The organism is Bacillus sp. LH1 (assembly GCF_057924895.1).
The window spans coordinates 1,758,855-1,772,195 of record NZ_CM175007.1; the positions used below are offsets into that span (position 1 = coordinate 1,758,855).

A 13,341-nucleotide genomic window follows, 5' to 3' on the forward strand; every position below is an offset into this window, starting at 1 on the left:
AAACAAAATGAAAGAAATAGGGGCATTACAAGCAGAATATCCATTAGTGAATAAGCTTATTGCAACAGAAGAAGTATTTTGGATAAATCCAAACATAGAAAAGTATGAAACAGCAATAAAAGATTCACCACTTAATGAAGAGAATGTAAAAGATGCGGAAGAGAGATTAAAGCGTTTTGCACCATATATTGCGAAAGTTTTTCCTGAAACGAAAGGGGCGAACGGCATAATCGAATCACCTTTAGTGAAAATACCTTCTATGAAAGAAGCTTTAGAGAGAAAATATGAGCAACCTATTTTAGGAGAATTATTATTAAAATGTGATAGTCATCTTCCAATATCAGGATCAATTAAAGCTAGGGGCGGTATTTATGAAGTGTTGAAACATGCTGAGCAACTAGCATTGCAGCACGGAATGGTAACAGAAGAAGATAATTATTCCGTTTTAGATAGTGATACATGTAGAGAGTTTTTCTCGAAATATTCAATTGCAGTAGGTTCTACAGGGAATTTAGGACTTAGCATAGGGATTATGAGTGCGAATCTAGGTTTTAATGTAACTGTTCATATGTCAGCAGACGCAAAAGAATGGAAGAAAGATTTATTAAGAAGTAAAGGTGTAAACGTTATTGAATATGAAGATGATTATAGCAAAGCAGTAGAAGAAGGAAGAAGACAAGCGGATGCGGATCCTAGCTGTTATTTTGTAGACGATGAAAACTCGCATGATTTATTTTTAGGATACGCAGTAGCAGCATCACGATTACAAAAGCAATTAGAAGAGTTAGAGGTTGTAGTAGATGAAAATCATCCTTTATTTGTTTATCTTCCGTGCGGAGTAGGAGGAGGACCTGGCGGAGTAGCATTCGGTTTAAAGTTATTGTATAAAGATAATGTTCATTGTTACTTTGCAGAGCCAACACATTCTCCTTGTATGTTACTCGGCTTAATGACAGGCCTTCATGACAAAATTTCCGTTCAAGATATCGGAATTGATAATGTAACAGATGCGGATGGACTTGCGGTAGGAAGGCCATCTGGATTTGTCGGTAAAACGATGGAACCATTTTTGAGTGGGAATTACACAGTAAGCGATGAAGAGTTATATAGATTGTTAAAAGAGCTAGCTGATACGGAGAATATTTATTTAGAGCCTTCTGCACTAGCAGGTATGATAGGGCCAGTGAAAGTATGTAAAGAAGATGAGTATTTACAAAAGCTACAGTTAACAGAGAAGGTGAAAAAAGGTACTCATATTGTGTGGGGAACGGGTGGAAGTATGGTTCCAAACGATACAATGGATGAATATTATAGGAAAGGTTTGGAATTAACGATATAAGAAAAATGAGGCTAGTTGTAGCCTCATTTTTTCATGTACATAAAAATCTTTGTTATTTTCACAATAGTTCTTTATAGTATATATAAAGGATAACTAATATTGAATAAATACAACAAAAAGCTTTATTTTACATAATAAGAGGATGTGTATACGATGTCATTACAGACTAAATATATAGCGGGTATTTCACTTGGGGTTATGGGTGTCGGCTTTGCGGCTTCTATCCCTTTTCAAGGAACGATAGCTGGAGAGATTATACAAGGGGGATTTGAAGCTGGGTTAGTTGGCGGGCTTGCAGATTGGTTCGCAGTTACAGCATTATTCCGTCACCCGATGGGAATACCAATTCCGCATACAGCTTTGTTACCTAAAAATCGTAAACGAGTAACGAAAGGGCTCATCAATACGTTAGAAAATGAATGGCTGACGAAAGAAAGTATTACGAATAAAGTAAAAGAGATGCAGTTAGCACAAATGGTACTGCAAATTGCTGAGAGAGAAATGCAGTCTGATGCTGTGAAAAAGGGGATTGTAACGATTGCAGAGAAAGCAATTGTTACAATAGATACAGAAAAGTTAGCTGTTATTATTGAAAAAGAATTAAAAACATATTTGCATACAATTAATACAAGTAACATCTTACAAGTGCTTGTTGATCAATTAGTTGTGCAAGAATATGATGAGAAGACACTTGATTACATTTTAGTAAAAGTGAAAGATTGGACAGCGCAAGATGAAGCACGCTACCAGCTTGGAAGTTTAGGTATGAAGGCGATGGAAAATATAAAAGTAGATGGATTCTTACAGTTTACATTGAAATCGTTTATGAATATTGTAGATGAAGATAAAATTGGCGGCATTTTGCAGAAGTTTATTATTAGCAATATTAACAGCTTACAAGATGCAGATAATAGCACGAGACAACTTATATTAGCGAAAATTCGTCAAGAAATTATAAATGTAAAAGAAAATGAAGCGTTACTACAAGAATTAGAAAATTGGAAAGAAAAATGGATTGCCAATTGGAATGCTACTGACAAAATAAAAGAGATGCTAGAGCAAGTACAACAAAGAGCAGTTGCTTTTGTAAATAATGAAGAATTTGCTGATAAATATGTTATTCCATTTTTACAAAAACAAATGAACAAAATAAAAGAAGATGAACAAACTGTTCAAAAAATAGAGGAGTGGTTACAAAAGCAAGTTGTTACACTTGTGGAAAAAAACCATTCGAAAATCGGTAAGCTTGTACAAGAAAATCTTGATAAGTTAGATGATAAAACGTTAATCGAAATGATTGAAAATAATGTCGGTAAAGATTTGCAGTGGATCCGAGTGAACGGGGCGGTTTGCGGATTTATGATTGGATTAGTGTTAGAAGGAATTAAAGCGATTATATGAGAAAAACCTTCCGCAATTGCGGAAGGTTTTTTATTTTTCGAGAACACTCATATTCAAATTATAAGCTTTCTCAATATTTAACTTGTACGTGCCATTTCCAGTTTTAATCGAATTTTTATACCAATGTTCTTGGTTGTTTAATTCTGGATGTTCTTCTGAAGAAGTATTTTCGTTTTTCGTTAAATCTTCTACTTGTTCCCAAGGTGTGCTTCCGTGTGTTTCTTTTTGATTTGTTACTGCTGTTAAAGATACATCACTCTCTTTTGCAAGATGGACAGATACTCTTGAGCTTTCCTGTACAAACCAATTATTTTGTAATTGACCTGGATAAAGAGATAGTTCGTTATTTGAAGCACGGATTTCCACATTTTTATTTTGCGGAAGAACAAGCGTTGGTTTCACCTGTGGTGCTGAATTAAATAACGTATGCTGAACAGGTAATGATTTTAAAGTGATATACATCGTTTCTCCAGCCGTTTGAACTGAAAGGAAATCATCTTGTTTTAAATTGAGTTTTTCATTTGCTTTCGTTGTCATTTCATAAGTTCCCAAAAGATGAATTTGATTTGTATTATTTCCCTCTATCGTTAGAGGTTGATGTCCCGCATCTACTACGATTTTTTTAATAGATTCAGGTATATCAAATTGTCCGTCTGGAATATTACTCGTTTGCCTCGTTGTGTTAATAGAGTGACGAACTTCTTCTAGTAATCCAGTTGATAATAAACAGTAAAAAGCAATTCCGACGCTTCCTAAAACACCGATAAAGAAAATACTAAAAATATCATATTTAATAAATGATTGTTCCTTCTTAGAAAATAGAAGGTATAGTAAAACTTCAGCTCCAAGTATGATAAGTAAAACTGGCCACCATGCAGTTAGTGTATCTAATACTTGAATTCCTTTTACGACTGAAAATAGTAAAAAGCACCCTAACGATATAATAGAAAGCCCCATTGAGAATGTTCCAACACGCCAAGTCCTCATTCGCTTGTCCCACCTTTGTTTTCTTTATTTCCAAGTAACAATTTAAAGCCGCCGCCAATTAAAAGGAGCGCAACGATAGATGTCTGGAAATAGCGATAATATAGTTCACTAAGATGAATATTAAATATAGTTACAAAATAATCATTCAAAATAGGAAGGACTGTTTGATTTAATAAATAATAACCACCGAGTGTAATTAATCCGATACCGATCCATCTTTGATGATTTATAAAATAATCGATAATGGGTTCGTCTTGTACTCGTTCTTTTCCGTATTTTGCTGTTTGCTGTAACGCATCAAAAAAGCTATAGAACCAAATGATTGGTACTAAAAATAAAAACGCAGAAAGTCTTAATAAGTCGAGTAAATAAATAGATAGTAAAAAGGCTGCCATAAGCTGAAGACCACGGCGTTGTAAACCTAAATACATATGACCTGCTCCAGGGAACATCGCTAAAATAGAAGCAAATGTTTTACTTTTCTTTCCTTGCTCTCGATGTTCTTCAAAATCTTCGAAAATAGTACGGTCAATTAATTGCTCGTCGCGTTCTTTTTTCTGTAGTTGCTGAACAACGTCAAAGAAATTATAAATCCATAAAACAGGTAACGTAATAAGAAAGATAAGGAAACTTCCTTGAGATGTTAATAATGTTACAAATATAATCATGCTGCCTAAGCCAGCGCAAGCGACTAAAAACGTAAGACCGCGTTGCATAAGTCCTAATTGGAAATGGCCAAGTCCAGGGATGATGGATAGGAGAATGATATAAAATCGTTCGCTCTCTTTAGAGGAATTTATCAATTCTCCAGCTTCTTGTTTTTTCGTTTGTTTTATAATGGTGATAACTAAATCTAGTAAGTTAATTACCCATAGAACAGCTAGTAAAAATAGAGAAAGAAAAGCAATATCACGTTCTCTTACTACTATGGTACAAAATACTGCAAAGGAGAATAGAAATAAAGATCCTCCGCTATATAAAATAAACCGTCCTAGCTTTTTTAAGTATAAATGTCCAAGCCCAGGAATTAGCCCTAATACAAGTGCTAAAAAGGGGTTTTTATTCATGCTTTAAACCTCCGTCCTTTTTTGATGTATCTACCGATTTGTTTACAATTTGTTGTGAGATAGAAGACTCGTTATGTTTTGAAGATTTCTCGAAATTTGATGTCGCTGTAAAAATATATTGGAATAAACCACTTACCATAAAAATAATTGTAGCTGCAGTCGCAATTATGTAGTGAATAATTGTGCGCTTTAGTGAGTTTGTTTTTATATTTTTATTAGGTTGTAGCGTTTCAAAATTAATTTGCGTCATAACTTCGTTCGTAAATGAATCATCATTTATCATTGGAAGGTTTTCATGTTGTTCATCAATACTTTCCATATAAAGTGTTAAACAATGATCACATTCGTAAAGATGTTCTTCCATAGATTCACGTTTATTGTTTTCTATAAAATCTAATGCATAATTGCGCCAATCTTCTTTTGAATAATGCATCATAGAAACTCTTCCTCCTTCCAATGTTTTTTAATCCATTTTCGTGCCCGATACAGTTTCATTTCGACTGTTTTTACTTCGATGTTTTCCTGTAAAGCAATTTCTTGATAACTTTTTTCTTCTAAGTAATGTGCGAGAACGACGTCACGGTAATTTTCGGGAAGTTCTCTCAGTTTTTGAGCAATGAGTAATTTCTGCTCTTTCGTCAATAATAAAGCCTCAATATTATGAGAGGACTTTATATTTTCCTCAGCTTCTTTACATAAGGAGAGTTCTTCACTTTCTCTAGCTTTCTTCCTCTTATAATCAATAGCGTGATTGGTGGCAATACGCGCCATCCACGTTTTTAATCCGCGAAATTGATAATTTGGGAGAGAGGTGTGAATTTTTACGAATACTTCTTGTGTAACATCTTTCGCATCTTCTTCATGTCTTAAAATAGAAAAGATAACTTGAAAAATATAATGACGATATGTTTGTACAAGGATACGAAAAGCATGCTCGCTTCCTTGCTGTGCTTTTTCAATTAATTGTTTTTCCTCAATGGGTCTCTCCCTCCTTTTTGACGCATTCTATTATATAGACGTAAAGAATGATAAGTCACCCTACACATATTGTAAAAAAAGAATAATATATTTTTTGCAGGAGAGCTAGATGAAAAAAGGTGTGAAAAAATGGTAAAGAGAAGTATATAATGAGCAAGTAGGAAATGTTACACGGAGAAAGGATGTGAATGTTAGTAGGGGAAGGGCCATACTAACAAACATGAAAATTAAAATATTAATAGCGGATGATAACTCTTTTATTAGAGAGGGCATGAAAATTATTTTAAATACATACGAAGAGTTCGAAGTAGTAGATACTGTAAATGATGGGGAAGAAGCTGTAGCATATTGTAAAAAGCATGAAGTTGATATTGCTCTTTTAGATGTTCGCATGCCAAATATGAACGGGGTAGAGGCGACGAAGTTCATTTGTGAAGAGACGAAAACAAAACCGCTTATTTTAACGACGTTTGATGATGATGAATATATTTTGGATGCAGTAAAAAACGGAGCGAAAGGTTATTTGTTAAAAAATAACGATCCGGAGCGTATTCGTGATGCGATAAAAGGAGTATATAACGGTCAAACTGTTATGCAAGATGTTGTCCTCGATAAAATTAAGTCTAATTTAATGGAAAGTAAAGAGGAAGAATGTAAAATTGATAAGAGCCTTTTCACAGAAAGGGAGCTTAGTATTATCGCATTAATTGCAAAAGGTTTCTCGAATAAAGAAATTTCGAAACAGCTTTTTATATCTGAAGGAACAATTGCAAATTATATTACGTCAGTTTTAGGGAAAACTGGACTTGAACATCGCACACAAATTGCGATTTATTACTTAACAGGGAAAGTAGATTAGTGATATGGAATTTTGGCTAACTGTAAGTAAATTAATTGTCTTTTTATATATTGTGTTTAGTTATATTTACGCAAATGTAGTAAATTTACCTTGGGTTATATTTACTTTACTTATTTACCTCTCTGTAAACGTAATGATTTCTATATTTAAAAAAGATACGTATAAAAAATTATTAATCTGTATGTCAATTGGCATAATTATGTTATTTACATGGAGGGTTCATCCATTTTTTATTTTGTTTTTACCTTTGAACTTATACGAAATTACATTCCATTACATAGAAAAGAATTGGCCACGCTTTGTTGTTATGATGCTCCCAATTACGATTGCAGATGAAAGTATTCGAATGACTTATGGATTAATTGTTGCATTTTCTTTTCTCGTTTTAACTATAGCAGATCGATATATATCGCGTGTAGTAAAGCTTGAATCGCAAAATGATAAGATGCGAAAAGATATGCAACGACTTACGAAAAGCTTACATGAAAATAAAGAGTACATAAGACAATCTGAATACACATTTAAGCTAGAAGAGAGAAATCGGTTATCGCAAGAAATTCATGATAAAATTGGTCACTCGATGACGGGTGCACTTATTCAAATGGAAGCAGCAAAAAGGTTAATGGAAATAGATAAAGAAAAATCTGCGGAGTTATTACAAAATGCAATTCACATTTCAAAAGATGGAATTGAAAGTATTCGCATTACATTAAAAAATATGAAGCCTCCAACTGAGCAAATTGGCATTCATCGTATGAAATTATTCATAGAGGAATTTGCCGGTAAGAATGATGTGAATATTCCTTTTGTATACAAAGGGAACTTAGATATGATTTCTCCCATTCAGTGGAAAATTATCGGTGAGAATGTTACAGAAGCACTAACAAATGCAATGAAATATGCTGATGCGACAGTTATTTCTATAGATATTCATGTACTTAACAAGATGGTTAAGGTGCAAGTGAAGGATAACGGAAAAGGGGTAGCTCTTGTTAAAAAAGGTCTCGGTATTATGGGGATGGAGGAGCGAACGGCGTCTGTAAACGGAAAAATTATTGTAGATGGGACAAGTGGTTTTTCAGTAACGATGTTGTTGCCAATATAAAGAGAATGGTACGAGGATGAACCATCTCATATGAAAAAAGTGAATATTCTCATGTGAAAAGAATGAACTTCTGCACTGAGCAGGTTCATTCTTTTTGTTTATACTAAAAGCAGAGAAACCGAAATAGGGGTGAAAATGATGAATACATTAGAAATTAAAAATTTAACGAAAAAATTTGGTGATTTCATCGCAGTTGATAATATGTCTTTATCTATTAAAGAAGGAGAAATATTTGGCTTTTTAGGATCAAATGGTGCTGGTAAGAGTACAACGATAAATATGATTGCTGGTTTGTTAAGAAGTAATGAAGGTGAGATTAGCATACTAGGAAAAAATATAAAGAAACATAATCGATTTGCGAAAATGAATATCGGTATTGTTCCGCAAGATATTGCGATTTATGAAGAGTTAACTGCCTATGAAAATGTGAAATTCTTTGCTGGATTGTACGGGTTACGAGGAGCCGAATTAAAAGCTAGGGTAGAGGAAGCTCTTAAATTTGTAGGACTTAGTGATAAACAGAAAAGCTATCCGAAGAACTTTTCTGGTGGGATGAAGCGAAGACTGAATATCGCTTGTGCAATTGCTCATAGACCGAAGTTAATTATTATGGATGAGCCGACAGTTGGAATTGATCCACAGTCAAGAAACTACATTTTGCAGTCAGTACGTAAATTAAATGAAATGGGAAGTACAATTATTTATACGAGTCACTACATGGAAGAGGTAGAAGAGATTTGTACGAAAATAGCGATAGTAGATCACGGTAAAGTAATTGCAGAAGGTACGAAAGAACAGTTAAAAGCAATTATTACTGACACGAAAGATATTTGGATTGAAGTGAAATCGGTAGAGAATTTAGATGTAGAAAAATTAAAAGAGATAAACGGTGTGAAAGCAGTTCAAATTGAAGAAAACGTAATTAAAGTGAATTCTGATGCGGGATTAAATAATTTAAATAAAATCATTCAACACTGTATCAATCATGATATTGAAATTCGTTCATTAGAGGAGCAGGCTCCCAACTTAGAAACAGTATTTCTTACCTTAACCGGAAGAAACTTACGAGATAAATAAAAGGTAAATGAAGAAAAGGTAAAGGGAGGTTCATCAATTGAACATCTTCAATATTGCAATTATGCACATTAAAAGAGAATTTAGAGACGTAAGAACTTTAGTTTTTATGTTAGCATTTCCGATTGTACTTATGCTTGTGTTAGGAACAGCGTTAAGTAATGCATTTAATAGCGATAGTCATACTATTAAAGATATACAAGTGATATACAAAGATGAAGCAAATGGTACGTTTTCTCAATCATTTGAAGCATTTGCAAAAGAAGTAAGTAAATCTGGTATTCACTTTAAGAAAGTTTCTGAAGAGGTAGATGGAAAAGAAAAAGTAAAACAAAACAAATACGCTGCGTATGTAGAATTGAATAAGGACGGGGTAAAGTTTTACGGAAGTGATAGAAGTAGTATTGAAAGTAGCATAGTTGAAGGAATGATGACTACATTTGTTGATAAGTACAATGTAGTAGTTGAGATTGAGAAAGTAGACCCTAGTAAAATTAGCACAATAATTCCGAATGGAGAACGTAATGAGTATATTAAAGAAACGGCATTACAAGCGACTAAAAAACCAGGTTCTATGGATTACTATGCAATTGTAATGACAACGATGGTTGCTTTGTATGGTGCGATGGGAGCAAGTAATTTAATTAGAGGCGAACGAATACGTAAAACAGGAGATCGTCTCATTGCTGCACCTATAACGAAAGCGGAAATTTTTATCGGGAAAATATTGGGTAATATGGTGGCGAATGCACTGTGCATACTACTTGTCGTTTTATTTAGTAAATTTGTTTTTCAAGCTAACTGGGGCGATCATCTTGGAGTTGTCTTACTTATTTTACTAACAGAAGTCCTTTTAGCAACTAGCTTCGGCCTCGGCATCGGATATATTACAAAAACAGGTGAAGCATCTAGAGCAATTATTTTAGTTATCGTACAACTAGCTTCTATTTTTGGCGGGGCATACTTCGTAGTAGAAGAAAATTTCGTTACGAATTTATCACCATTAACGTGGGCAAACACTGCCGTTATGAAAATTATTTATGCAAATGATGTAGGGGCGGCACTACCAGTCATCTCTTTAAATATCGGAATCTCAGCACTCTTTTTATTCATATCGATTATCGCATTACGCAGACGGGAGGGGCTATAGTATGAAAGATATTTTATGGCTTATGCAAAAAACATTATCAGTCCTTTTGAAAAATAAAAAAGGGTTACTCATTATTATTAGCTTGCCGATAATAGGAACGTTAATCTCCTTTTCAATATATGGAAATGCGGGGCAAGGGACGTTAAATATCGGAGTTATAAATAAAGAAAATGAGTCGATAGCAAATGATACGGTGAAATTTTTAGAAGAAATCAATCATGTAAAAGTAAGTAAAGTGAAAGAATCTGAAGTAGAAGATAAACTCACTTCAAAAAAACTTGATGGAGTGATTACGTTACAGTCTGGTTTTTCAGAAAGTGTCCGAGAAGGAAAACCAAGCAATATTGAAATTTCATCGATTAAAGGTGATCAAGTAACAGCGTTTATTAAGTCATATTTGTACAATTATATTAATAATGTAGCAGCGATAAGTAAAGTAGCAGGAACAGATCAAAGTGCATTTGATACGATGTACGCAGGATATCAAAAAAGTTCATTTAAAGTGAAGACTGAGACGTTAGAAGATACTTCGAAAAATAAAGATATGACGAACCAAACGATGGGTTATCTTATTATGTTTATGTTATTTTCAGCAGTGAACTTATCAGGCTATATTTTAAAAGAAAAAGAGAATAGAACGTACTTTAGATTATTATCCACGCCGATAGATGGAAAGAAATTTATATTATCTAACGTCGGGGTAAATATGATTATATTAACAGTACAAATTATGATTACAATCCTATTCTTAACGAATGTTTTTCATACGAATATCAATATGCCCTTCATCGTTATGGTTGGTGTACTGATGATATTTGCTTTAATAGCGATTGGAATGTCGTTAGTAATTGTTGCTTTTTCAAAAAACTCATCATCGGCAAATGCGATGCAAAACATGGTCATTGTACCAACATGCTTACTAGCGGGTTGTTATTTCCCATATGACATTATGCCAAGTGCAGTACAAAAAGTAGCTAATTTTCTTCCGCAGCGCTGGTTGTTAGACACAGTATCGAAACTACAACAAGGAATACCATTCTCGGAGTTGTATTTAAACATTTTAATTTTATTCGCTTTCGCAATTGCATTCTTCTTAATTGCTATTTATAAGTTTGGAAGAAATAATGATGCGAGAAATTTTGTTTAATGTGAAAAGGATGTGACGTTAAGTCACATCCTTTTTTGTATGAAGCATGAAATCTAAATTTGAATGACAAAATAGAAAGGTGGAAAGAAAATGATCGGAAGGAAATCAAAATGATTAAAAAAATATTGCGAGTTACTTCTATTGCTATTGCTATTTTCGTTTTTATTTTAATTTGGGTTCATATTGACGTTACACTCGGAAGAAAAATGGAAGCCGGGAAAAACATGCCGACAGAGTATGCGCCTCATTATAGTGACTTTCAATTATATGTAGAAGGGAAGTCTTTTTATAAACAATTATTTACTGATATAAGTGAAGCGAAAAGCTCCATTTACACGTATTTCTTCATTTTGTCGGATGATAAAAGTAGCCATACTTTTTTAAACTTATTAAAAGAGAAGGCAAAAGAAGGAGTAAACGTCTATTTATCCGTTGATCGCATTAATGATTTATCATTTGAAAGAAAGATGAAAAATGAATTGCAGGAAAATGGTGTGCATTTTACATATAGTAGAAAACCTGAATTACCATTCGGCTTTTATTCTCTTCATCATCGTAATCATCGCCGTATTACGACGATTGATGGGGAGATTGGCTATACAGGCGGATTTAATATAGGAGATGAGTACTTAGGGAAAGATAAGCGATTTGGATATTGGCGTGATTATCATGTACGACTTAAAGGAGAAGGAGCAAAAGATTTAGAACAGCAATTCGCTTTAGACTGGAAACGAGATACGAAAGAAGAGATAAAGAGAAGTACGAATAAAGCTAGTAAAGGGAATACATTACATACTATGACTAGTTACAATGGGCATTACGTTGCTGAAAAATATATAGAGCTCATAAAACAAGCTCAGCACTCCATTGTAATTGCAACACCGTATTTTATAGCGAAAAATAAAGAATCTATGAATGCTTTAATCGCGGCGCAAAAGCGTGGTGTTACAGTAAAAATACTTTGGTCATATAAACCGGATCTACCTCTTATAAAAGAAGCGGCGTATCCATACATACGTCAAGCTGTTAATAATGGGATTACTGTATATGGTTATAAAAAAGGAATGTTCCATGGTAAATTAATGCTTATTGATAATGAATTAACCGTTATTGGTACAACAAACTTTACTTCGCGTAGCTTCAATATAAATGATGAAATGAATTTTTATATTTATGGTGGTCCTATTGTAGGACAAGTTAATAAGGCGTTAACAGAGGATTTTCATGATTCGAAAGAAATGACGAAAGAGTTTTTTGAAAAGTTATCTTTTTGGGAGCGTTGTAAGGAGAAAGTGGCGGGATTGGTTGACTTCTATTTGTGATGATGAATTAGGAAAGGGTGCCTACAAAAGGCACCCTTTTTTGGTGGGAAATCATTATTTTTCATGCACCAGCATCGTAACATCATCATTGATCAACGTCCCCACATGTTCGCCTAAACATATTTTCTTCATGACACCAGGCTCATCAAAGTTAAAGACGTGTGCTGGTAAATTGTAGTCCCGGGCAAGCAGTAATGCCGCTTGATCCATGACTTGTATATTTTGTCTAACGACATCATTATAGTTTAGTTTGCTGTACATTTTTGCTGATTTATTATGCTTTGGATCACTTGTAAAGACGCCATCGACCCCTTGTTTTGCGACTAATATGGCATCACTATTCATCTCGATGGCTCTTTGTACACTTGGATAATCTGTCGTCACGAACGGTTGGCCGTTACCGCCTCCAAAGATAACGATATAACCGTTATCTAAATGGTGGACTGCACGCAAGCGAATGTATGGTTCAGCTACTGCATTAAATGGAATGGAAGTCATAACGCGTACTTCTCTATTTGTTTTACTTGTTAAAACACCGCGAAGCATTAAGCTGTTAATGATTGTACCTAACGTACCGATATTATCAGCTTCTACTCGATCAATTCCCCACTCTTCAGCTAGATGTCCCCTAAAAATGTTACCGCCACCGATGACGATGGATACTTCGATACCTAAATCAACAATGGATAAAATTTCGTTTGCGATATGTTCTAATCGTTTGGAGTTAAAGCTATTTCCAGTTTGATCGGCAAGTGCACCGCCGCTTAATTTAATTAAGACACGTTTATATGGTCTCATAACAATTCCCCCTATATAGATCGCAGTCAACTCCCCCCCACTGAGATAAAGCCTTTCAGTGGGGGCTTGAGTTCGAACACTAGGTCTTTTCGTCTATCGCTAGACAGTTTGACG

13 protein-coding genes are annotated in these 13,341 nt (G+C 34.2%); 8 read left to right on the plus strand and 5 right to left on the minus strand.

Annotation, left to right across the window (positions count from 1 at the left end; genetic code table 11):
- Window positions 1–7: 7 nt before the first annotated feature.
- The gene (gene dsdA, locus ACX9TM_RS09375) at window positions 8–1,339 is read left to right on the plus strand and encodes a D-serine ammonia-lyase (RefSeq protein ID WP_000658539.1); all 1,332 of its coding nucleotides are present in this window, start codon (window positions 8–10) and stop codon (window positions 1,337–1,339) included.
- 153 nt (window positions 1,340–1,492) lie between these two features.
- Entirely contained in the window at window positions 1,493–2,740 is a 1,248-nt protein-coding gene (locus ACX9TM_RS09380) for a DUF445 domain-containing protein (protein ID WP_000058301.1), read from the plus strand.
- 30 nt (window positions 2,741–2,770) lie between these two features.
- Here ACX9TM_RS09380 and exsE read toward each other — a convergent pair whose 3' ends face one another.
- Genes exsE through ACX9TM_RS09400 form a run of 4 tightly spaced genes read right to left on the minus strand, consistent with a single transcriptional unit; the run spans window position 2,771 to window position 5,772 of the window.
- The gene (gene exsE / locus ACX9TM_RS09385; RefSeq protein WP_001261422.1) at window positions 2,771–3,727 is read right to left on the minus strand and encodes an exosporium protein ExsE; all 957 of its coding nucleotides are present in this window, start codon (window positions 3,725–3,727) and stop codon (window positions 2,771–2,773) included.
- Window positions 3,724–4,794, minus strand: coding sequence for a hypothetical protein (locus ACX9TM_RS09390; RefSeq protein ID WP_001039115.1), 1,071 nt, complete (start codon window positions 4,792–4,794; stop codon window positions 3,724–3,726). Before ACX9TM_RS09390 ends, exsE begins: the two co-directional genes overlap by 4 nt.
- Window positions 4,787–5,230 carry a hypothetical protein gene (locus ACX9TM_RS09395; protein WP_065212090.1) on the minus strand — a complete coding sequence of 148 codons (444 nt, stop codon included), beginning with the start codon at window positions 5,228–5,230 and terminating at the stop codon, window positions 4,787–4,789. The genes ACX9TM_RS09390 and ACX9TM_RS09395 overlap by 8 nt, the downstream gene beginning before the upstream one ends.
- Window positions 5,227–5,772, minus strand: a complete 546-nt coding sequence (locus ACX9TM_RS09400; protein WP_256737415.1) for an RNA polymerase sigma factor — start codon at window positions 5,770–5,772, stop codon at window positions 5,227–5,229. The genes ACX9TM_RS09395 and ACX9TM_RS09400 overlap by 4 nt, the downstream gene beginning before the upstream one ends.
- 220 nt (window positions 5,773–5,992) lie before the next feature.
- On the opposite strand from ACX9TM_RS09400, the gene ACX9TM_RS09405 reads away from it, so the two are divergent.
- From ACX9TM_RS09405 to ACX9TM_RS09430, 6 genes are all read left to right on the plus strand, one after another.
- Window positions 5,993–6,631, plus strand: a complete 639-nt coding sequence (locus ACX9TM_RS09405; RefSeq protein ID WP_000694093.1) for a response regulator transcription factor — start codon at window positions 5,993–5,995, stop codon at window positions 6,629–6,631.
- A 4-nt stretch (window positions 6,632–6,635) separates the two neighbouring features.
- Window positions 6,636–7,736 carry a sensor histidine kinase gene (locus ACX9TM_RS09410; protein ID WP_000397690.1) on the plus strand — a complete coding sequence of 367 codons (1,101 nt, stop codon included), beginning with the start codon at window positions 6,636–6,638 and terminating at the stop codon, window positions 7,734–7,736.
- Between the two features lie 138 nt (window positions 7,737–7,874).
- Complete coding sequence (locus ACX9TM_RS09415; protein ID WP_001093804.1) at window positions 7,875–8,813, plus strand: ABC transporter ATP-binding protein; 939 nt, start codon at window positions 7,875–7,877, stop codon at window positions 8,811–8,813.
- 37 nt (window positions 8,814–8,850) lie between these two features.
- Complete coding sequence (locus ACX9TM_RS09420; protein ID WP_001020162.1) at window positions 8,851–9,960, plus strand: ABC transporter permease; 1,110 nt, start codon at window positions 8,851–8,853, stop codon at window positions 9,958–9,960.
- A gap of 1 nt (window position 9,961) precedes the next feature.
- Window positions 9,962–11,107, plus strand: a complete 1,146-nt coding sequence (locus tag ACX9TM_RS09425) for an ABC transporter permease (RefSeq protein WP_065212089.1) — start codon at window positions 9,962–9,964, stop codon at window positions 11,105–11,107.
- Between the two features lie 110 nt (window positions 11,108–11,217).
- Complete coding sequence (locus tag ACX9TM_RS09430; RefSeq protein ID WP_000591900.1) at window positions 11,218–12,429, plus strand: phospholipase D-like domain-containing protein; 1,212 nt, start codon at window positions 11,218–11,220, stop codon at window positions 12,427–12,429.
- A gap of 54 nt (window positions 12,430–12,483) precedes the next feature.
- Here the strand turns inward: ACX9TM_RS09430 and pyrH are convergent, their stop codons facing one another.
- A complete protein-coding gene (pyrH, locus tag ACX9TM_RS09435; protein ID WP_001248059.1) occupies window positions 12,484–13,227 on the minus strand; it encodes a UMP kinase in 744 nt (247 codons plus the stop codon).
- Window positions 13,228–13,341: the final 114 nt, after the last annotated feature.

Coding starts and splice junctions, on each gene's coding strand:
- dsdA (WP_000658539.1), top strand. CDS start 8: ATGAAAGAAATAGGGGCATTACAAGCAGAATATCCATTAGTGAATAAG.
- ACX9TM_RS09380 (WP_000058301.1), top strand. CDS start 1,493: ATGTCATTACAGACTAAATATATAGCGGGTATTTCACTTGGGGTTATG.
- exsE (WP_001261422.1), bottom strand. CDS start 3,727: ATGAGGACTTGGCGTGTTGGAACATTCTCAATGGGGCTTTCTATTATA.
- ACX9TM_RS09390 (WP_001039115.1), bottom strand. CDS start 4,794: ATGAATAAAAACCCCTTTTTAGCACTTGTATTAGGGCTAATTCCTGGG.
- ACX9TM_RS09395 (WP_065212090.1), bottom strand. CDS start 5,230: ATGATGCATTATTCAAAAGAAGATTGGCGCAATTATGCATTAGATTTT.
- ACX9TM_RS09405 (WP_000694093.1), top strand. CDS start 5,993: ATGAAAATTAAAATATTAATAGCGGATGATAACTCTTTTATTAGAGAG.
- ACX9TM_RS09410 (WP_000397690.1), top strand. CDS start 6,636: ATGGAATTTTGGCTAACTGTAAGTAAATTAATTGTCTTTTTATATATT.
- ACX9TM_RS09415 (WP_001093804.1), top strand. CDS start 7,875: ATGAATACATTAGAAATTAAAAATTTAACGAAAAAATTTGGTGATTTC.
- ACX9TM_RS09425 (WP_065212089.1), top strand. CDS start 9,962: ATGAAAGATATTTTATGGCTTATGCAAAAAACATTATCAGTCCTTTTG.
- ACX9TM_RS09430 (WP_000591900.1), top strand. CDS start 11,218: ATGATTAAAAAAATATTGCGAGTTACTTCTATTGCTATTGCTATTTTC.
- pyrH (WP_001248059.1), bottom strand. CDS start 13,227: ATGAGACCATATAAACGTGTCTTAATTAAATTAAGCGGCGGTGCACTT.